Source organism: Streptomyces tricolor (genome assembly GCF_002155905.1).
In the GTDB taxonomy this organism is placed as follows: Bacteria; Actinomycetota; Actinomycetes; order Streptomycetales; family Streptomycetaceae; genus Streptomyces; species Streptomyces tricolor.
This window is the reverse complement of record NZ_MUMF01000319.1, coordinates 1-18914: the sequence shown is the minus strand read 5'-3', so window position 1 is coordinate 18914 and position 18914 is coordinate 1. Positions and strand designations below refer to the sequence as shown.

The 18914-nt window shown below is 70.4% G+C and carries 17 protein-coding genes and 1 tRNA gene; 7 read left to right on the top strand and 11 right to left on the bottom strand.

The genetic code is table 11. The annotated features are described in order from the left end of the window. From CCN44_RS22885 to CCN44_RS22875, 3 genes are all read left to right on the top strand, one after another. Positions 1 to 521 (top strand): SGNH/GDSL hydrolase family protein (locus tag CCN44_RS22885; protein ID WP_331478613.1); only part of this gene is annotated, 521 nt, incomplete at its 5' end. 277 nt (positions 522 to 798) lie between these two features. Then, positions 799 to 2019: an acetyl-CoA C-acetyltransferase gene (locus CCN44_RS22880; RefSeq protein ID WP_059251069.1), complete on the top strand. Its 1221-nt coding sequence runs from the start codon at positions 799 to 801 to the stop codon at positions 2017 to 2019. Between the two features lie 283 nt (positions 2020 to 2302). Then, positions 2303 to 3118 carry a hypothetical protein gene (locus CCN44_RS22875; RefSeq protein WP_086699056.1) on the top strand — a complete coding sequence of 272 codons (816 nt, stop codon included), beginning with the start codon at positions 2303 to 2305 and terminating at the stop codon, positions 3116 to 3118. A 10-nt stretch (positions 3119 to 3128) separates the two neighbouring features. Here the strand turns inward: CCN44_RS22875 and CCN44_RS22870 are convergent, their stop codons facing one another. Beyond that, on the bottom strand, positions 3129 to 3410 hold the full coding sequence (locus CCN44_RS22870; RefSeq protein ID WP_059251065.1) for a hypothetical protein: 282 nt from the start codon (positions 3408 to 3410) through the stop codon (positions 3129 to 3131). A gap of 129 nt (positions 3411 to 3539) precedes the next feature. Between CCN44_RS22870 and CCN44_RS22865 the strand changes: the two genes are divergently transcribed. After that, on the top strand, positions 3540 to 3770 hold the full coding sequence (locus CCN44_RS22865) for a DUF4287 domain-containing protein (RefSeq protein ID WP_059251063.1): 231 nt from the start codon (positions 3540 to 3542) through the stop codon (positions 3768 to 3770). A gap of 59 nt (positions 3771 to 3829) precedes the next feature. Here the strand turns inward: CCN44_RS22865 and CCN44_RS22860 are convergent, their stop codons facing one another. The 3 genes from CCN44_RS22860 to CCN44_RS22850 all read right to left on the bottom strand — a co-directional run bounded on the left by CCN44_RS22860 (position 3830) and on the right by CCN44_RS22850 (position 6251). Further along, a complete protein-coding gene (locus CCN44_RS22860) occupies positions 3830 to 4690 on the bottom strand; it encodes a Bax inhibitor-1/YccA family protein (RefSeq protein ID WP_086699052.1) in 861 nt (286 codons plus the stop codon). 148 nt (positions 4691 to 4838) lie between these two features. Further along, positions 4839 to 6014, bottom strand: a complete 1176-nt coding sequence (locus tag CCN44_RS22855; RefSeq protein WP_086699047.1) for a 4-hydroxybenzoate 3-monooxygenase — start codon at positions 6012 to 6014, stop codon at positions 4839 to 4841. Positions 6015 to 6167: 153 nt separating this feature from the next. Then, a tRNA-Leu gene (locus CCN44_RS22850) sits at positions 6168 to 6251 on the bottom strand. Between the two features lie 390 nt (positions 6252 to 6641). Between CCN44_RS22850 and CCN44_RS22840 the strand changes: the two genes are divergently transcribed. Both CCN44_RS22840 and CCN44_RS22835 read left to right on the top strand, forming a co-directional pair. Beyond that, positions 6642 to 7442, top strand: coding sequence for an ABC transporter ATP-binding protein (locus CCN44_RS22840; protein ID WP_059251057.1), 801 nt, complete (start codon positions 6642 to 6644; stop codon positions 7440 to 7442). Next, positions 7442 to 9970, top strand: a complete 2529-nt coding sequence (locus CCN44_RS22835; protein ID WP_086699040.1) for an ABC transporter permease — start codon at positions 7442 to 7444, stop codon at positions 9968 to 9970. Before CCN44_RS22840 ends, CCN44_RS22835 begins: the two co-directional genes overlap by 1 nt. Positions 9971 to 10069: 99 nt before the next feature. Here the strand turns inward: CCN44_RS22835 and CCN44_RS22830 are convergent, their stop codons facing one another. Next, positions 10070 to 11362 carry an SAM-dependent methyltransferase gene (locus CCN44_RS22830; protein ID WP_059251053.1) on the bottom strand — a complete coding sequence of 431 codons (1293 nt, stop codon included), beginning with the start codon at positions 11360 to 11362 and terminating at the stop codon, positions 10070 to 10072. A gap of 184 nt (positions 11363 to 11546) precedes the next feature. Beyond that, complete coding sequence (locus tag CCN44_RS22825; protein ID WP_143649917.1) at positions 11547 to 12269, bottom strand: hypothetical protein; 723 nt, start codon at positions 12267 to 12269, stop codon at positions 11547 to 11549. 411 nt (positions 12270 to 12680) lie between these two features. On the opposite strand from CCN44_RS22825, the gene CCN44_RS22820 reads away from it, so the two are divergent. After that, on the top strand, positions 12681 to 13352 hold the full coding sequence (locus CCN44_RS22820; protein ID WP_059251051.1) for a hypothetical protein: 672 nt from the start codon (positions 12681 to 12683) through the stop codon (positions 13350 to 13352). Between the two features lie 90 nt (positions 13353 to 13442). On the opposite strand, the gene CCN44_RS22815 is transcribed toward CCN44_RS22820, so the two are convergent. The 5 genes from CCN44_RS22815 to eno all read right to left on the bottom strand — a co-directional run bounded on the left by CCN44_RS22815 (position 13443) and on the right by eno (position 18688). Next, the gene (locus CCN44_RS22815) at positions 13443 to 14819 is read right to left on the bottom strand and encodes an NAD(P)/FAD-dependent oxidoreductase (protein WP_079081055.1); all 1377 of its coding nucleotides are present in this window, start codon (positions 14817 to 14819) and stop codon (positions 13443 to 13445) included. Between the two features lie 458 nt (positions 14820 to 15277). Continuing rightward, positions 15278 to 16219 carry a Ppx/GppA phosphatase family protein gene (locus CCN44_RS22810; protein WP_059251047.1) on the bottom strand — a complete coding sequence of 314 codons (942 nt, stop codon included), beginning with the start codon at positions 16217 to 16219 and terminating at the stop codon, positions 15278 to 15280. After that, positions 16216 to 16752: a DUF501 domain-containing protein gene (locus tag CCN44_RS22805; protein ID WP_059251046.1), complete on the bottom strand. Its 537-nt coding sequence runs from the start codon at positions 16750 to 16752 to the stop codon at positions 16216 to 16218. The genes CCN44_RS22810 and CCN44_RS22805 overlap by 4 nt, the downstream gene beginning before the upstream one ends. A gap of 28 nt (positions 16753 to 16780) precedes the next feature. Beyond that, positions 16781 to 17257, bottom strand: a complete 477-nt coding sequence (locus CCN44_RS22800; protein ID WP_059251044.1) for an FtsB family cell division protein — start codon at positions 17255 to 17257, stop codon at positions 16781 to 16783. 144 nt (positions 17258 to 17401) lie between these two features. After that, complete coding sequence (gene eno, locus CCN44_RS22795; protein ID WP_059255112.1) at positions 17402 to 18688, bottom strand: phosphopyruvate hydratase; 1287 nt, start codon at positions 18686 to 18688, stop codon at positions 17402 to 17404. Positions 18689 to 18914 lie beyond the last annotated feature (226 nt).

The following is an 18914-nucleotide window of genomic DNA, read 5'->3' as shown; positions in this document are numbered from 1 at the left end:
CGGCGGCGGTACGGCGGCTGCGCACGGCCGGCGCCGAGGTGGTCGTCGGCACCTGCCCCGACCTCGGCACGATCGAGCCCGTGCAGCAGCCGCTGCGATGGCTGGCCCGGCGGGCGTCCCGGCAGCTGGCGGCGGCCCAGACGATCGGGGTGGTGGAGCAGGGCGGGCGCACGGTCTCGCTGGGCGACCTGCTGGGCCCCGAGTTCGAGGCGAACCCGCGGGAGCTGTTCGGCCCGGACAACTACCACCCCTCGGCGGAGGGGTACGCGACGGCGGCGATGGCGGTGCTGCCGACGGTGTGCGCGGCGCTGGGCCTGTGGCCGGCGGAGGAGGAACGGCCGGACGTGTCGCGCCGCGAGGGGTTCCTGCCGGTGGCGCGGGCCGCCGCGGAGGCCGCTTCCGAGGCGGGCACGGAGGTGACGGCGGCGATGCCGACGGGGCCGCGCGGGCCGTGGGCGCTGCTCAAGCGGAGGCGCCGCCGCCGTGTAGCGGAGGCGGAGCCGGCGACCCGGCCGCTCTGACCGGCCTCGCCCGCCCGGCCGGTCCGGCCGGCGGGAAAGGTGCCGTGGCGGGCGCGGTTCGGGGCGGTCGCACCGGGGACACGGTCGGCGTCGTCGTACGGATTCCCTGTCCCCTCCTCTCGGCCCACCGGGTCGGGGGGCGAGGACCCGGCCGACGGGACCAAGCAAGCGCTTAGACAATTGCGGTCAGTGTCACACCGCAACACCGGTGACCTGGGCCATACGGACGGGTAACTTCCCAACCGGCCCTGCCCAACCCCCTTCCCCTGGAGCCGTGATGCCCGAAGCCGTCATCGTCTCGACCGCCCGCTCCCCCATCGGCCGCGCGAACAAGGGCTCCCTGAAGGACCTGCGCCCCGACGACCTGACCGCCACGATCATCCAGGCGGCGCTCGCCAAGATCCCCGAGCTGGACCCCCGGGACATCGACGACCTGATGCTCGGCTGCGGCCTCCCCGGCGGCGAGCAGGGCCACAACCTCGGCCGGATCGTCGCCGTACAGATGGGCATGGACCACCTGCCGGGCTGCACGATCACCCGGTACTGCTCCTCCTCCCTGCAGACCTCCCGCATGGCGCTGCACGCCATCAAGGCCGGCGAGGGCGACGTCTTCATCTCGGCCGGCGTCGAGATGGTCTCCAGCTACCGCAAGGGCAGCTCCGACGGCCTGCCGGACACGCACAACCCGCTGTTCGCCGAGGCCGAGGCGCGCACCGCGTCCGTCGCCCAGCAGGAGGGCACGACCTGGCACGACCCGCGCGAGGACGGCCTGCTGCCCGACCCGTACATCGCCATGGGCCAGACCGCCGAGAACCTGGCCCGCTGGAAGGGCGTCACCCGCCAGGAGATGGACGAGTTCGGCGTCCGCTCGCAGAACCTCGCCGAGGAAGCCATCAAGAGCGGCTTCTGGGAGCGCGAGATCACCCCGGTGACGCTGCCCGACGGCACGGTGGTCAGCAAGGACGACGGCCCGCGCGCCGGCGTCACCCTGGAGGGCGTGCAGGGTCTGAAGCCGGTCTTCCGCCCCGACGGCCTCGTCACCGCCGGCAACTGCTGCCCGCTCAACGACGGCGCCGCCGCGCTCGTCATCATGTCCGACACCAAGGCCCGCGAGCTGGGCCTGACCCCGCTCGCCCGGATCGTGTCCACCGGCGTCTCCGGCCTCTCCCCGGAGATCATGGGCCTCGGCCCGGTCGAGGCCAGCAAGCAGGCCCTCCGGCGCGCCGGCCTGACCATCGACGACATCGACCTGGTCGAGATCAACGAGGCCTTCGCCGCCCAGGTCATCCCGTCCTACCGGGACCTCGGCATCGACCTCGACAAGCTGAACGTCAACGGCGGCGCCATCGCCGTCGGCCACCCCTTCGGCATGACGGGCGCCCGCATCACCGGCACCCTGATCAACTCGCTCCAGTGGCACGACAAGCAGTTCGGCCTGGAGACGATGTGCGTCGGCGGCGGCCAGGGCATGGCGATGGTCATCGAGCGCCTCAGCTGACCCACCGTCCGTAGCGAACCACGCACGTTACGTCGCAGAAGCGCCCAGAACCGAGGAAACACCAAGGTTCTGGGCCTTTCCGTGATCGAATCTCCCCCAGGATGTGACCTATCTCGCTCGCCCTGCACATCGGTGCAGGTCAGCGCGGGTCAGCACAGCGCACGACGAAACCACGAGTCCAAAGTCCTGTCCGTTTCGTGACGTTACGCACTGACAGCTGGTTAGTCCGCCCTTCAAGCTGATGTAGGAAGTCGGGGGTCGACTTTGAACCGGGAGTATGTCAGTGAGCGCCATGCCGATCGCCCTGCTGCTCACCACGGCAGCCACCGGCGCCGTGGGCGTCGCCGTCCTGCGCACCGTTCTGAAGCTGCGCCGCCAGCTCACCGAGTTGCAGCGGCAGCTCGCCGATGACCGGGCGGCCACCACGCGCGCCCTGCTGCCGAACGCCCGCACCAGTGCCGACGCCGACCAGATACGCGCGGCCGTGGCCGCGGCGCTGGCCGAGGAGCGCGAGCGCGAACTGGCCGAGGCCCGCGCCTTCTGGGCGGCGCAGGAGGCCCGCGACGCCTCCGACGCGCCCTCCCTGTTCGGCCTGCCCGAGGCCGACGTCTTCCTGCCCCGGCAGGCGGACTTCGTGGGCCTGGAGCCGCTGGAGCCGGTGGCCGAGCCCGGCGTCGACGCCGACGAGTTCAAGGACGTCGTCCAGGGCGGGGCTCCCGCGGAGTCCCCCGAACTGGCCGCCGCCCGCCGCCGGCACCCCTCGCACCCCGACTTCGTCCCGGTGCAGTCGCCGGCCGTCGGCGACCACGAGCGCACGGTGACCACCCTGGAGGAGCTGGCCGCCGAGCGCGTCGAACTCGCCGACGTCCGTCCCGGCCCGCTCGGCACCCTCGACGTCTACGTCTTCGCCGACGGCACCACGCTGTGCATGACCCCGGGCCACCGCGAGACGGCGGAACGCCTGGCCGCGGCCCTGGAGTCGGGCGAGACGCCGTACCTCCTGGGCGGCTCCGGCATCTCGGGGGCGTACACGCTGACGTTCGCGTGCGGCGAGGAGACGGTGTACATCCTGGCGGACCGCGTCATAGCGTCCCTGTAGCCGGACGCCCTCACACCCCCGCCCGCTTCCGCGCCTCCTCCACCAGTCGCACGGCCTCGGCCACCTGATCCTCGCTCCGCAGCACGACCGCGAGGTCGTGCGCGGCCACGAGGATCTGATCCGCCGCGGCGAACATCCCCGCGTCCGGCATCTCCCGCGGCTCGCGCCCGGGCTCTTCCGTCAGCTGGGCCCGCCGGGACAGCTCCCGCGCCAGGGCCAGGGCCTCCGCGGCGGCGCCTCGTTGCAGCCGGCTCTGCGGCGCCGCCCGCAGCCGGTCGGCGAAGTGATCCACTGCTTGGGTCAAGGGCGTCGTATCAACCACCCGCCGAGCGTAACGCCCCGCACTGTTGCCAATACGCGAACGCTCAGGCACGGTGACGTGAAGGACCGGCTTACATCCCCTTTGCGTTCGGAGGCGCCGATGTCCCACGTCTTCTCGGAGGAGACCCACCGCAATCTGCTCGCCCGCATCCCGCACTGCACCGGTCGTGAGATCTCCGACTGGCTGCGCACCGTCGAAGAAGGCCCGGCGCTCTTCCGCTTCGAGGAGAAGGTCAGCTGGCTCCGGCACGAGTACGACCTCGCGTACGGCCACGCGAAGGCGATCGTGCACGAGTACGACCTGAGGAGGGCGGCGCGCAAGCTGCGCTGAACGGCACAGGGGCCCCGGGCGGATCGCCCGGGGCCCTGCCTGTGACCTGCGCTCGCGCGCTAGTCGTTGTTGCTGAAGATCGCCACCAGCCGCAGCATCTCCACGTAGATCCACACCAGGGTCATGGTGAGGCCGAACGCGGCCAGCCAGGACTCCTTGCGCGGGGCGCCGTAGGCGATGCCGTCCTCGATCTGCTTGAAGTCGAGGGTCAGGAAGAAGGCGCCGAGCACGATCGCGATGATGCCGACAACGGCGCCGAGCGGGCCGAAGCTGCGCAGTCCGCCGTCCTCGGCGACGCCGAAGGCGACCAGCAGCAGGTTGACCGCCATGACCACCATGAAGGCGATCGCGATGGCCAGACCGATACGGGCGTAGCGGGCGGTGACGCGGATCCAGCCGGCCTTGTAGATCAGCAGGGTCGCGCCCGAGACCGCCATGGTGCCGAGCACCGCCTGGAAGGGGGCTCCGCTCCAGCGGCTGTTGTACATCTCGCTGAGGACGCCGAGGAAGACGCCCTCGAAGGCGGCGTACCCGAGGATCAGCGCGGGCGACGGGCTCCGCTTGAAGCTCTGGACCATCGCGAGGGCGAACGCGATCAGCGCGGCGCCGATGGCCAGGCCGTAGCTGGTGCCCGAGACCGGCAGCAGGGCCCAGGCGAGGACGGCGCCGACGGCGACCGTGCCGAGCGTGATGGCCGAGCGGACGACGACGTCGTCCATGGTCATCCGGTCGGTGGTGGCCGGGGCCTGCGGCGGGGCGCCGTACTGGACGTCGCCCTGCGCGTACGGGTTCTGTGCGTACGGGTTCTGCGCGTAGGGGTTGCCCTGTGCGTACCCGGCCTGCGGTGCGGTGTTGAAGCCGGCGTAGCCGTTGTCGCGGCTGAACCCCCGTCGCGAGAAGACCGGGTTGCTGCTCCTCATTTCACTCCTCCATGGCTACCGAGCGCAGCCTTGGCTCAAGAGTAATGGATTGGCAAAGGATCGACCATGATACTTGAGGAGGATCTTTCCCCTGCTGTGCTGCCCAACACGCTACGCGGACGTCTGATTCCCGGCCATGGACGGACGGCTAACCGAGCGGAAACCCTGTGTACGCCTCGGCCAGCTCGGTCTCGGCCGCGCGGGAGGAGGCGATCCGTTCCAGCCGGGCCAGCTGGAGGCGGGCGTCGAAGGCGGTGGCGTCCGGGGCCCGGTGCAGCAGGGCCGTCATGTCGGAGGAGAACCGCTCGGCCTGCCAGATCCGGCGCAGACAGGTCGCGGAGTAGGCGTCGAGGAGGTCCGCGGAGCCGGTCTCCTTCTCGTGGACGAGGGCCCGGGCGAGGGTGACGACGTCGCCGACGGCGAGGTTCAGCCCCTTGGCGCCGGTCGGCGGCACGATGTGGGCGGCGTCGCCGGCGAGGAAGAGCCGGCCGTGCCGCATCGGCTCGTGCACGAAGGAGCGCATGGGGGTGACCGACTTCTGGGTGACCGGCCCGCGCTCCAGCCGCCAGCCGTCGTCCGTCTCGAACCGGCGCTCCAGCTCGTCCCAGATCTCCTCGTCGCTCCACCGCCCGGCCTCCGTGCCGGCGGGCACCTGGAGGTAGAGCCGGGAGACGGACGGCGACCGCATCGACAGCAGGGCGAAGCCGCGCTCGTGCCGGGCGTAGACGAGTTCGTCGTGCGAGGGGGCGACGTCGGCGAGGACGCCGAGCCAGGCGTAGGGGTACGTCCGCTCGAACACGCGGGAGACCTCCGCCGGGAAGGCCTGGCGGGACACGCCCCAGAAGCCGTCGCAGCCGACGGCGTAGTCGCACTCCAGCACGACCTCGCGCCCCTGGTACCGGAAGGGGATCCGCGGCCGGTCCCCCGCCGCGCCCTCCACCGCCAGCGCCTCGGCCCCGAACAGCAGCGGCCCGCCCTCCTTGAGCTGGAGCGCGATGAGGTCCTTGCAGACCTCGGTCTGGGCGTAGACGGTCACGGACCGCCCGCCGGTGAGCGCGGGGAAGTCGACGCGGTGCCGGCGCCGGTCGAAGCGCAGCTCGATCCCGTCGTGCCGCAGCCCCTCCCGGTCCATCCGCTCCCCGGCCCCGGCGGCGCGCAGCACGTCCACCGTGCCCTGCTCCAGGATCCCGGCCCGCTGGCGCCGCTCGACGTAGCCCCGGTCGCGGCTCTCCAGGACGACCGACTCGATCCCCGCCCGGTACAGCAACCGCGCGAGCAGCAACCCGGCCGGCCCCGCTCCGATGATCCCGACGGTGGTACGCATCGACCGTCCCCTTCTCCGCCACCGACCCTGCTGGCGTTCGTCTGGTGAAATTTCCTTCACTCACATCCGAGCGCGAGTCTCCGACCGCGCGGGACCCCCTGTCAACGGTCGTGCGAGGGTTCGGCGGGTCGAGGGGGTGACGTCAGGAGAAGGTGCCCGGAGCCGGACTTGAACCGGCACGCCCGCGAAGGGGCAGCGAGGTTTAAGCTCGCCGTGTCTGCATTCCACCATCCGGGCAGGCCATGGGCTCCGCTTCGAGGTTCGAGCCTATCGGGAGCCATCCCCCGAACAGCGGAAGGGTGGACCGATGTTGTCTTATTTTATTGACGTCTGAGGGTGCATCAGCCGCCGGAACGCGCCATCCGCACTTGCCAATAGCCTGACGCGACGGCTCCGCGCGCGTACGCGAAATGACGGAATTTCACCGTCCGAACGAGGGTGTTCCACCTGTTATCCCCAAGCCGGGAGTCAGGGTCGCCCGTCCTCCCCAGGTATGACACCGGGCCCCGCCGTCCGACCCGAGTCGCCCTCCGGAACCGGAACAGCGACTGACTACAGGCCCGCCGGGCGCCGGGACGATGGAACGGTCCCCAGGAACACACGTCGTCCCGACAGGAGCACCGTCCCGTGACCACCACACCCACCGCCGGCCGGACCACGGCCGTGGCCGCACGCGCCACAGAGCTGTCGAAGATCTACGGGCAGGGTGAGACCCGGGTGGTCGCCCTGGACCGGGTCTCGGTCGACTTCCGGCAGGCCGAGTTCACCGCGATCATGGGGCCGTCCGGGTCCGGCAAGTCCACGCTGATGCACTGCGTGGCCGGTCTGGACACCTTCTCCTCCGGGTCCGTCCGGATCGGGGACACCGAGCTGGGGTCCCTGAAGGACAAGCAGCTGACCAAGCTGCGCCGAGACAAGATCGGCTTCATCTTCCAGGCGTTCAACCTGCTGCCGACCCTGACCGCCCTGGAGAACATCACCCTCCCCATGGACATCGCGGGCCGGAAGCCCGACAAGGCCTGGCTGGATCAGGTCATCCGAATGGTGGGGCTGTCCGGGCGGCTCAGCCACCGGCCGTCCCAGCTGTCGGGCGGTCAGCAGCAGCGCGTCGCCGTCGCCCGGGCCCTCGCCTCCCGGCCCGACATCATCTTCGGTGACGAGCCGACCGGAAACCTCGACTCGCGCTCCGGCGCCGAGGTCCTCGGCTTCCTGCGCAACTCGGTGCGCGAACTGGGCCAGACCGTGGTCATGGTGACCCACGACCCGGTGGCCGCCGCGTACGCCGACCGCGTCGTCTTCCTGGCCGACGGACGGATCGTCGACGAGATCCACGGCCCGACGGCCGACTCCGTCCTCGACCTCATGCGCAATCTCCCCGGGGGGAACCCCCAGACCCCCGAGTTCGACGTGAAGGGCCGTACCCGCTGATGTTCCGCACCGCCCTGCGCAACGTCCTCGCGCACAAGGCCCGGCTCCTGATGACCGTGCTCGCCGTCATGCTCGGCGTCGCGTTCGTGTCCGGGACGCTGGTCTTCACCAACACCATCTCCGACGCCTACCAGAAGAGTTCCGCCAAGGGCTTCGACCGGGTGGACGTCGCCGTACAGCCCGAGTACCAGGACTCCAAGGGCAACCAGGTCGGCAGGACGCCCGAGCTGACCCAGGCCCTGCTGGAGAAGGCCGCCAAGGTGCCGGGGGCCGCCTCCGCCACCGGTGTCGTCACCGGCTTCACCGCCGTCGCCGACAAGGACGGCAAGCTGGTCGGCGGCGACTGGCAGTCCGCCGGCGGCAACTACTGGGGCACCGAGGACCCCCGCTACCCGCTGGTCAGCGGCCACGCCCCGCGCGGCAAGGACGAGGTGCTGATCGACTCCGCGACCGCGAAGCGGGCCGGCTACCAGGTCGGCGACACCGTGCGCCTCTCCGTCGACGGCCCGGTCCTCACACCCGTCATCAGCGGCATCTTCACCACCGACGACGGCAACGTCGCCGCGGGCGGCAGCCTCACCCTGTTCGACACGCCGACCGCGCAGGCCCTGTTCGGCAAGAAGGGCACGTACGACGAGATCGACGTGCAGGCCGCGCCCGGCACCAGCCAGGCGGCGCTCAAGGCCGAGCTGGACAAGGCCCTGCCCGCGAAGCTGGTGGACACCACCACCGGCGAGCAGCTCGCCGACGACCAGGCCGAGCTCATCGCCTCGTCCATGAGCAGCCTGAAGCAGGGCCTGCTGGTGTTCGCCGGAATCGCCCTGTTCGTCGGCACGTTCATCATCGCCAACACCTTCACCATGCTGGTCGCCCAGCGCACCCGGGAACTGGCCCTGCTGCGGGCGGTCGGCGCCTCCCGCCGCCAGGTCACCCGCTCGGTGCTCATCGAGGCGTTCGCGGTCGGCACGGTCGCCGGTGTGACCGGCCTGGCCGCCGGTGTCGGCATCGGCGCGGGCCTGCGGTCCCTGCTGGGCTCCTTCGGCGCGAGCGTGCCGGACGGGCCGCTGGTGATCAGCCCCGGCACGGTGGTCGCCGCCCTCGCGGTCGGCATCCTCATCACCATGCTGGCCGCCTGGCTGCCCGGCCGCCGGGCCGCGAAGATCCCGCCGGTGGCGGCGATGAGCAGCGTGCACGCCAAGGCCACCACCAAGTCGCTGGTGCTGCGCAACACGCTGGGCGCGCTGTTCGCCGCGGCCGGTGTCGCGGTGGTGCTGGTGGGTACGACGATGGACACCGACTCGGGCCAGGGTGCGATGGGCCTCGGCGCGGTCCTGCTCATCATCGGCGTGTTCGTGCTGACCCCGCTGCTGTCCCGCCCGCTGATCGCCGCCGCCGCGCCGCTGCTGCGCGCCTTCGGGGTGTCGGGCAAGCTGGCCCGGCAGAACTCGGTGCGCAACCCGCGCCGTACCGCGGCCACCGCCTCCGCGCTGATGATCGGCCTGACCCTGATCACCGGCATGACGGTGATGGCGGGCAGCCTGCAGAAGTCCATCGACAAGATGGCCAGCTCGGCGATCCGCGCCGACTACGTCGTCTCGATGGCCAACCGCGGTCCGCTCTCCCCCGATGTGGCGAAGAAGATCGCCGCCAGTGACGGGGTCACCGCGAGCAGCCCGCTGCGCAACGGCGAGTCCCGCATCGACGGCGGCACCGAGTTCCTGACCGGCGTCGACGGCGCGTCGATCCGCGAGCTGACGGACCTGAAGGTGACCGACGGCTCCTTCGGCGTGGGCGGCACCCGGGTCGTCGTGGACAAGGACCGGGCCAAGGAGTACGGCTGGTCGGCCGGTTCGCGGTTCACCGCGCACTTCGAGGACGGCAAGGCGCAGCGGCTGACGGTCGCGGGCGTGTACGAGGGCAACGAGATGCTCAACGGCATCATCCTCGACAACAAGGTCCTCACCCCGCACCTCTCCGACCCGGCCGACATGCAGGTCATGGTCAAGACCGCGGACGGCGCCTCGGACGGGGTCAAGGACAGGCTGGAGAAGACTCTCGGCGCCAACCCGGCGATCAAGGTCCAGGACAAGCAGGACATCTCCAACGAGATCGCCAAGAGCTTCACGCTGGTGCTGAACATGGTCTACGGCCTGCTCGGCATGGCGGTGATCGTGGCCGTGCTCGGCGTCATCAACACGCTGGCCATGTCCGTCTTCGAGCGCGCGCAGGAGATCGGCATGCTCCGTGCGATCGGCCTGGACCGCAGGGCGGTGAAGCGGATGGTCCGCCTGGAGTCCCTGGTGATCTCCCTGTTCGGCGGGGTGCTGGGCATCGGCCTGGGCGTGTTCTTCGGCTGGGCGGCCGGTGAGCTGTTGGGCGCGAAGATGCCGACGTACGAACTGGTGCTGCCCTGGGGCCGGATGGCGGTGTTCCTGCTGCTGGCGGGCACGGTGGGCGTCCTGGCCGCGCTGTGGCCGGCCCGCCGCGCGGCCCGGCTGAACATGCTGGCGGCCATCAAGGCCGAGTAGCCGGTCGTACGACGAGGAAGGGGCCCCCGCGGAAGGGGGCCCCTTTGTCGTACCGCTGTGTCGTCCTGTGGTGCCGTCCTGCCGTCAGCCGTCCTGCCGTCAGCCGTGCCAGGTGCGGGGCCGCAGCGGGAGTCCGGAGGCGCCGGACTCGGGGGTGCGGATGGCCAGGACCTGGTTGACGCCGATGCGGTTGCGTTCGAAGGCGAGCGCGGAGGCGGCCATGTACAGCCGCCAGACCCGGGCCCGGCCGGGGCTGGTGAGCCGGACCGCGCGGTCCCAGTCGGCCTCCAGGTTGGCGACCCAGCGGCGCAGGGTGCGGGCGTAGTGCTCGCGGATGGACTCCACGTCGCGGACCTCGAAGCCGGCCCGTTCCAGCTGGGTGACGGTGGTGCCGATCGGTGCGAGTTCGCCGTCCGGGAAGACGTAGGAGTCGATGAACGGGTCGACCTGGTACGTCGACTCGTCGCGCTGCGGGCGGCGGGCGATCTGGTGGTTGAGCAGCCGTCCGCCGGGGACCAGCAGGGCGTGCAGCTGGCGGGCGTACTCCAGGTACCGTTCGGCGCCGACGTGTTCGGCCATGCCGATGGAGGAGATGGCGTCGAAGGGGCCGTCCACGACGTCCCGGTAGTCCTGGACCCTGATCTCCACCCGGTCGGTCAGCCCCTCGTCGGCGACGCGCTTGCGGGCGTACGCCGCCTGCTCCTGGGAGAGCGTGACACCGACGACGCTCACGCCGTGCTCGCGGGCGGCGTGGATGGCCATGGAGCCCCAGCCGCAGCCCACGTCCAGCAGCCGCTGACCCTCTTTCAGTCCCAGCTTGGCGCAGACGAGTTCGAGCTTGTCGCGCTGGGCGGACTCCAGGGTTCCGGCGTCCTCCCAGTAGGCGCAGGAGTACACCATGGACGGGCCGAGGACGATCTCGTAGAAGTCGTTGCCGACGTCGTAGTGGTGGCTGATGGCCCGCCGGTCGGTGCGGCGGGTGTGCAGATTCCGGCGGGGTCTGCGGATCTCCTCGCGCGGCGGGGCGGGCGGGATCGGCGGGCCGGCCAGTTTCAGCAGCTCGCGGGCGGCGGCCCGGACACCGGGGTCGCGCAGGGCCTCGCCGAGGCCGCGGGCGTCCTCGCCGCGCTCCCAGACGAGGCCCGCCATCACGTCGAGCACGGTGTACAGGTCGCCCTCGATCTCCAGGTCACCGGCGACCCAGGCGCGGGCCAGGCCCAGCTCGCCCGGTTTGAACAGCATGCGGCGCAGGGCGCGGCGGTTGCGCACGACGAGCGCCGGCGCGTCCGGCGGCCCGTCCTGCGATCCGTCCCAGGCCCTCAAGCGCACCGGGAGCGGGGCCCCCAGCAACTGCTCGGCAAGACTCCTCAGCCGCTGCGCGGCGTCGGCCATGACGCACACCTCCGTGACGAGAGATCCCGGAATGTCCAACGCCACATAAACACACGCGAGGCCCGGCCGCAGTCCCCCCGGCGTGTTGCAGCTGGGTAAAATGCTTGTACCCGCCACGCACACCGCGGAGCCCGCCGTGGGACGGCCGGCCGGTCACCGGAAGGCCACCGTCACCGGCTTCCTTTCAGAGTTCGCTCGGCACGGCTGGATCATTGCGGCAGGGGAGGCCGTGCGCCAGCTTGCGCGCGAGCTGGGCGGTCATCTCGCTCAGCAGCTCGGTGTCGAACTCAGGGACATTCCTGACCTCGGTCTCCACTTCCAGGGGGAGTTCGGCTTCCTGGGCCTTGTGAGAGCCCTCGATCTTGCATGGAATGGCCGCGGTCAGGTGCAGGCCGCCGTCTTCACGTCTGACGTAGACATCCTTGCCCAGGGACTGCCAACCCTCGCCCGCATCACCGGCCCTGATGTCTTCCGGCGAGTCGACGGACCAGCTCACATAAGCGTGGAACCTCTTACTCGTTCCGTCGATACCGAGGTCGCAGGGACGACTGGTGTTTGCATAATGCGCTTCGCTGCCCGGCTTCCAGGACCTTGCGACACTCGCCCGGCCGGACATCAGTTCGCCCACCGGCGTGCCGGCGTTCAGCACCGCCAAGGTGCCGCCACCCATCTCGTCCTGGAGCCGGTCGATCCTGCCGGCGCCGAAAAGCTCATTGCACACGCTCCAACCCTGCGGAGCATCATTCCTGTCCCGGCTCTCGCCCTCGTCCTCGCCTCCGGCACAGGCCGAGAGCGCGACACCCGCAGCGACGACCAACCCGAGAGCCTGGTACACACTCCTGCCGAACCTCACGATGTAACGATCTCCCGCTTCCGCGCGGCCGGCTCTGCGTGAAGATTCGGTCACGGCCCAGCTCATTGCCTGAACCACCGGAGCCCTTGATCGAGTAGTTGAGGCCCTCGATGGACTTCACTGACCGGCGCCGGTGGATCGCAGAGTCTCTTACCGGCCTCTCAACTTACCGATGCCCACTCTCATTTGGCCGATCGAAGTGCTGACTCTCATCATTACTTCACATGTGCCCCGCCCCCGCGCTGCCGCGCTCGCGCGTCCCTGGGTCCGGGAACCATCCACTGACCCGTACACGCCAAGACTGCTCTCCTTGAGGTTGTGGCGGCAGGGGATTGTGGACGGGATGGGGGCCGGGGTCAAGTCACGGGATTTCCTGTCACGGGAAGGCGGGGCATGACCGGCTTCGGGGAGGCGGGTCCTAATGGAGGCATCCCCGGTTCGTTCCTTCCGAAGAGGTGCATTCCCATGATCTGCCTTTCCCGTTTCCAGCGTCTCGCCCTGCTGGCCGCCTCCACCACGGTGATCACCGGAGGTGTGCTGCTGCCGGGCAGCGCCTTCGCGGCCCCGGCTCCGCAGAACGCGACCGTCGCCGCGGCCGGCGTCACCGCCGCCCCGCAGTGGGCCAAGACCACGGACACGCCGAGCGGCATCTCCGTGCAGCTTCCCGGCAAGGCCGAGGTGGAGAAGAGCGTCGAGGACGGTGTGCACAGCCGCGTCTACGCGGTGCCGACCGACTACGGGGCCATCGCCTTCGCCGTGGAGGAGGTGCCCGGCACGGACCCGGACACCCCCTGGGACCTCAAGCGCACTCTCAAGGCCAACGTGGACGCGTACAACAAGGACTCCAAGTCCGCCAAGAACCGCATACGCAGTACCGACGTCCGGCAGAGCACCACCGCGGACGGCGCACGCGAACTCCACGCGGACCTGGTGGCGGACGACGGCACCACGGGTCACGTCCGCTTCGTCGACCACGGCCAGTACCTGGTCACTGTGATCACGCTCTCCGTGGGCGGCCAGGAGGACCTGATGGACGAGGACCACCAGCGCGTACTGGACAGTGTCGTGGTGCCGGACAAGGACGCCGGGCAGGCCGGCCGGACGCCCGAGTCCACCGAGGCCCCCCGTTCCGTCTGACCGGCGGCGCAGGACCGCAGACAGCCCGAAGGGGCCGCCCGCACCACGGATGGCAGGCGGCCCCTTCGGGCTGAACGGGTGACCGGGAGGTCAGGAGGCCTTGGCCTTCTCCTCCGGCTTGGCGGCGACCGGCGCCGGCTTGGCGGCCTCGTAGAACTCCTCGCGCGGGTTCTCCATGGCGCCCAGGGAGACGACCTCGCGCTTGAGGAACATGCCGAGCGTCCAGTCGGCGAAGACGCGGATCTTGCGGTTCCAGGTCGGCATCGCCAGACCGTGGTAGCCACGGTGCATGTACCAGGCGAGGCGGCCCTTGAGCTTGATCTTCATCTTGCCCATGACGATCATCGCCACGCCCTTGTGCAGGCCGAGACCGGCGACCGCACCCTTGTTGGCGTGCTCGTACTCCTTCTGCGGGAAGCCCCGCATGCCGGAGACCACGTTGTCGCCGAGGACCTTGGCCTGGCGCAGCGCGTGCTGGGCGTTCGGCGGGCACCAGGCGTTCTCGTTGCCCGCCTTGCGGCCGACGAGGTCCGGGACCTGCGCGTTGTCGCCGGCGGCCCAGATGTAGTCGGTGCCCTTGACCTGGAGCGTCGGCTCGCAGTCGACGTGGCCGCGGGGGCCGAGCGGCAGACCGAAGCGGGCGAGGGCCGGGTTCGGCTTGACGCCGGCCGTCCAGACGATGGTGTTGGCGTCGACCTCGAGGCCGTTCTTCAGCACCACGTGGCCGTCGACGCAGGAGTCCATCGAGGTGGAGAGGTAGATCTCCACGCCCCGGCTCTCCAGGTGCTCCTTGCCGTACTGGCCGAGCTTGGGGCCGACCTCGGGCAGGATCTTGTCGGCGGCGTCGACGAGGATGAACCGCATGTCCTCGCGGGACACGTTCTTGTAGTACTTGGCGGCGTCCCGGGCCATGTCCTCGACCTCGCCGATGGTCTCCGCACCCGCGAAGCCACCGCCGATGAAGACGAAGGTGAGCGCCTTGCGGCGGATCTCCTCGTCGGTCGTGGAGTCGGCCTTGTCCAGCTGCTCCAGCACGTGGTTGCGCAGGCCGATGGACTCCTCGATGCCCTTCATGCCGATGCCCTGCTCGGCGAGGCCGGGGATCGGGAAGGTGCGGGAGACCGCGCCCATCGCGATGACCAGGTAGTCGAAGGGCAGCTCGTACGCCTCGCCCACCAGCGGGGCGATCGTGGCGACCTTGCGGTCCTGGTCGATGGTGGTGACCCGGCCGGTGAGGACCTCCGCCTTCGGCAGCACGCGTCGCAGCGGGACGACGACGTGGCGAGGGGAGATGTTGCCGGCGGCGGCTTCGGGGAGGAAGGGCTGGTAGGTCATGTACGACCGGGGGTCGACGACCGTGACGGTCGCCTCGCCGTAGCGCATCTTCTTGAGGATGCGCCGAGCTGCGTACAGGCCTACGTACCCACCGCCTACTACGAGGATCCTGGGACGCTCCGTGGTGCTCATGCCATCGAGTATCCACCCGCCATCCGGGGGGTGCTCGTGCGCCCCTTCACAAGGTCTGACAGGCCCTGTGTTAAACTCCGCGGCCCGCGTGACGCAGGTCATGCGCACGGCAGGGAACCGCGGGGCGCTTCGCCCCGTTGTCAAGGCCGCGTGAGCTGCCTCTCCGGGTCGCCGGGGTGATCGTGAGCGGGACGTGACACCGCCGGAACACCCCCCTCCGCGCCCCTTCCGCGCCCTCCATCTGAACATGTTCAAACGGCTCTTGACCCCCCGGAAGGGCCAATCGGCCCCCTTCCGGGGTCCGGCCGGAGGGAATTCCTTGTGAAGAACTTCACGAACTTTTCCGCCCGGGCGTGACAGAGGGCCCCTCAAGGGGGCCCTCGATGCCGCTCAAACGCTATCCAACCTGCTCAGCAGATGGCTACTACTCAGTAACAAAAGAGAGCTACGCCACCGGGTCAGGCCACCGACCAGGCGATGCCGTCCAGGATGTCGTGCTCGCTCACCACGACCTCCGCGGCCCCGATCCGCTCCATGATCGCGAGCAGGACGAGGGCGCCCGCGCCGATGACGTCGACCCGGCCCGGGTGCATGGACGGGATCGCGGCACGCTCGGCGTGCGTGGAGCGCAGCAGCCGCTCGGTGATCTCGCGCACCCGGTCCCGGGAGATCCGGGAGTGGTGGATGCGCGCGGAGTCGTACTCGGGCAGATCCTGGGCGATCGCGGAGACCGTGGTGACGGACCCGGCCAGGCCCACCAGGGTGTGCGCCTCGCGCAGCGGGACCGTCTGCTCGGCCAGGTCCAGGGCGGCCTCGATGTCGGCCCTTATGGCGGCGATCTGCTCCTCGGTGGGCGGATCGGCGACCGTGCCCTCGTGCACCAGGTGCCGTTCGGTCATCCGCACACAGCCGACGTCCACCGAGCGGGCGGCCCGCACGCGGTCGTCGCCGACGACGAACTCGGTGGAGCCGCCGCCGATGTCCACGACCAGGTAGGGCCTGGTGAGGTCGGTGCGGCCGGTGAGTTCCTTGGTGGCGCCGGTGAAGGAGAACTCGGCCTCCTGGTCGCCGGTGATGACCTCCGGCTCGACCCCGAGGATGTCCAGCACGCCCCGGACGAAGTCCTCCCGGTTCTCGGCGTCGCGGGAGGCGGAGGTGGCGACGAAGCGGAGCCGCTCTGCGCCGTACTCCTTGATGACGGCCGCGTACTCGCGGCAGGCCGCGAAGGTGCGCTCCAGTGCCTCGGGGGCGAGCCGTCCGGTGCGGTCGACCCCCTGGCCGAGCCGCACGATCGTCATCCGGCGGTCCAGCTCGGTCAGTTCGCCCGTCTCCGGGTCGGCGTCGGCGACCAGCAGCCGGATGGAGTTGGTGCCGCAGTCGACGGCGGCGACGCGGGTCACTTCTCGTCCCCCTCGGTGTCGTCGAACGTCACGCAGGCGCCCTTGCGCCACCACTCCGGCAGCATGGCCAGGGCCTCGTCGCCGAGCGGGTTCACGCCGGGGCCGGCGGCCAGGGAGTGGGCGACGAGCACGTGCAGGCACTTCACCCGGTCCGGCATGCCGCCCGCGCTCGGGAAGCCCTGCAGGACCTCGATCTCGTCCCGGCGCCGGATGTAGTCCTCGTGCGCGGCCCGGTAGGCGGCGGCCAGCTCGGGGTCGCGGCCCAGCCGCTCGGTCATCTCCTTCATCACGCCGTTCGCCTCCAGCGTGCCGATGGCGGAGGACGCCTTCGGGCACGTCAGGTAGTACAGCGTCGGGAAGGGCGTGCCGTCGGGCAGGCGCGGGGCCGTCTCCACGACGTCCGGCTGACCGCACGGGCAGCGGTGCGCGATGGCCCTCAGGCCGCGCGGCGGGCGGCCCAGCTGCTGCTTGAAGGCCTCGACGTCCGCGTCGGTGGGCTCGGTGCGCGGAGTGGGCGGCGGAGGCGTGTGCATGACTGGTTTTCGGAGGCTTTCTGTCGGTTCACTGATCGGAGGCGTCGGACTTGTCGACGCCGTCCCAGACGTTCGCGTACCAGGGCCGGTGGGCGGCCCCGAGGTCGGCGCGGGACTGCCTGGCCGCGCCCGGGTCGATGACCACGTACCCGGTCTCGCCGGGCTTCACGTAGTGCAGCCGGCGGCGGATCTGCTGCTCGGCGTAGGCGTCGTCCTGCCAGCGGGCCTTCAGGTCGCGCAGCTGCTCGACCCGCTCGCGGGCCTGCTCCCGCTGCCGCTGGAGGTCCGCGATCTCGGCGCGCTGGGAGACGTACTGCCGCATGGGGTAGGCGAGCGCGACGATCATCGTGCACAGCACCAGGGCGAGCAGCGCCGCGCGGCCGGTGAGCCGGGAGCGGCGGGCCTGCCGCTTGGTCTGCGAGCGGTAGACGCGGGCCGCGGTCTGCTCGCCGAGCAGCCTGAGCCTCGTCGCGGTGGAGAACCGGTCACGGTCCTTCACGGCCATCTTCCCGCCTCCCGTTCACACACGCGCGTACGTCCCCGGACACGGTACGGGACCGGGTCCGGGGACGTACGTACGACTGGCTAAGGCTTACGCCAGCTTGGTGCTCAGCCCTTGCTGTGCCTACTGGTTCGCAGAGCGCTGTGCCTACTGGTTCGCGCGGAACCGCGGGAAGGCGCTGCGGCCGGCGTACACCGCGGCGTCGTCGAGGATCTCCTCGATGCGCAGCAGCTGGTTGTACTTGGCGACGCGCTCGGAGCGGGCCGGGGCGCCGGTCTTGATCTGGCCGCAGTTGGTGGCGACGGCCAGGTCGGCGATGGTGACGTCCTCGGTCTCGCCGGAGCGGTGGGACATCATGCACTTGAAGCCGTTGCGCTGGGCCAGCTCGACGGCGTCCAGGGTCTCGGTCAGCGAGCCGATCTGGTTGACCTTGACCAGCAGGGCGTTGGCCGCGCCCTCCTCGATGCCGCGGGCCAGGCGCTCGGGGTTGGTGACGAACAGGTCGTCGCCGACGAGCTGGACCTTGTCACCGAGCTTGGCGGTGATGGTCTTCCAGCCCTCCCAGTCGTCCTCGAACAGCGGGTCCTCGATGGAGACCAGCGGGTACGCCTCGACCAGCTCGGCGTAGTACTCGGTCATCTCGGCGGCCGTGCGGTTCTTGCCCTCGAAGACGTACGAGCCGTCCTTGTAGAACTCGGACGCGGCGACGTCGAGCGCCAGGGCGATCTGCTCGCCGGGGGTGTAGCCGGCCTCCTTGATCGCCTCCAGGATGAGGTCGAGGGCCTCACGGTTGGAGCCGAGGTTCGGGGCGAAGCCGCCCTCGTCGCCGAGGCCGGTGGACAGGCCCTTGTTCTTCAGGACCTTCTTCAGGGTGTGGTAGACCTCGGCACCCCAGCGCAGGGCCTCGGAGAAGGACTCCGCGCCGATCGGGGCGATCATGAACTCCTGGATGTCCACGTTGGAGTCGGCGTGCGAGCCGCCGTTCAGGATGTTCATCATCGGCACCGGCAGCAGGTGCGCGTTGGGGCCGCCCAGGTAGCGGAAGAGGGGCAGGTCGCTGGCCTCGGAGGCGGCGTGGGCGACGGCGAGCGAGACGCCGAGGATGGCGTTGGCGCCGAGGGAGCCCTTGTTGTCGGTCGCGTCCAGGTCGAACATCGCCTGGTCGATCAGGCGCTGCTCGGTGGCGTCGTAGCCGACCAGCTCCGGGCCGATCTGCTCGATGACGGCGAGGACGGCCTTCTCGACGCCCTTGCCCTGGTAGCGGTTCTGGTCACCGTCGCGCAGCTCGATGGCCTCGAAGGCGCCCGTCGAGGCGCCGGACGGAACGGCGGCACGACCCGTGCTGCCGTCGTCGAGGCCGACCTCGACCTCGACCGTGGGGTTGCCTCGGGAGTCCAGGATTTCCCGGGCTACGACGACGTCGATGGACGGCACGAGCATCTCCTTCTTGGATGTGACGCTGGAAGTGCGGGGCTGGTGTGCCTTGCGCCTAGAGCCTAACCGTCCCGGGGGCGTCGGCCACCGACCGACCGTCCCGTGGACATGCCGACGGTACCTTTTGTTTCTACCCGAAACAAAGGGCTCCGGGGACCGCGCGCAAAAAAGCCCCGCCCCGGTGCGTACGGGGGAACACGCACCGGGGCGGGGAGCCCGTGGGGAC

Excerpts from the sequence above, each read along its gene's own strand:
- CCN44_RS22855 (WP_086699047.1), bottom strand. The coding sequence starts at position 6,014 with ATGCGTACCACCGTCGGGATCATCGGAGCGGGGCCGGCCGGGTTGCTG.
- CCN44_RS22820 (WP_059251051.1), top strand. The coding sequence starts at position 12,681 with ATGATCTGCCTTTCCCGTTTCCAGCGTCTCGCCCTGCTGGCCGCCTCC.
- CCN44_RS22815 (WP_079081055.1), bottom strand. The coding sequence starts at position 14,819 with ATGAGCACCACGGAGCGTCCCAGGATCCTCGTAGTAGGCGGTGGGTAC.
- CCN44_RS22880 (WP_059251069.1), top strand. The coding sequence starts at position 799 with ATGCCCGAAGCCGTCATCGTCTCGACCGCCCGCTCCCCCATCGGCCGC.
- CCN44_RS22835 (WP_086699040.1), top strand. The coding sequence starts at position 7,442 with ATGTTCCGCACCGCCCTGCGCAACGTCCTCGCGCACAAGGCCCGGCTC.
- CCN44_RS22805 (WP_059251046.1), bottom strand. The coding sequence starts at position 16,752 with ATGCACACGCCTCCGCCGCCCACTCCGCGCACCGAGCCCACCGACGCG.
- CCN44_RS22865 (WP_059251063.1), top strand. The coding sequence starts at position 3,540 with ATGTCCCACGTCTTCTCGGAGGAGACCCACCGCAATCTGCTCGCCCGC.
- CCN44_RS22860 (WP_086699052.1), bottom strand. The coding sequence starts at position 4,690 with ATGAGGAGCAGCAACCCGGTCTTCTCGCGACGGGGGTTCAGCCGCGAC.
- CCN44_RS22800 (WP_059251044.1), bottom strand. The coding sequence starts at position 17,257 with ATGGCCGTGAAGGACCGTGACCGGTTCTCCACCGCGACGAGGCTCAGG.
- CCN44_RS22830 (WP_059251053.1), bottom strand. The coding sequence starts at position 11,362 with ATGGCCGACGCCGCGCAGCGGCTGAGGAGTCTTGCCGAGCAGTTGCTG.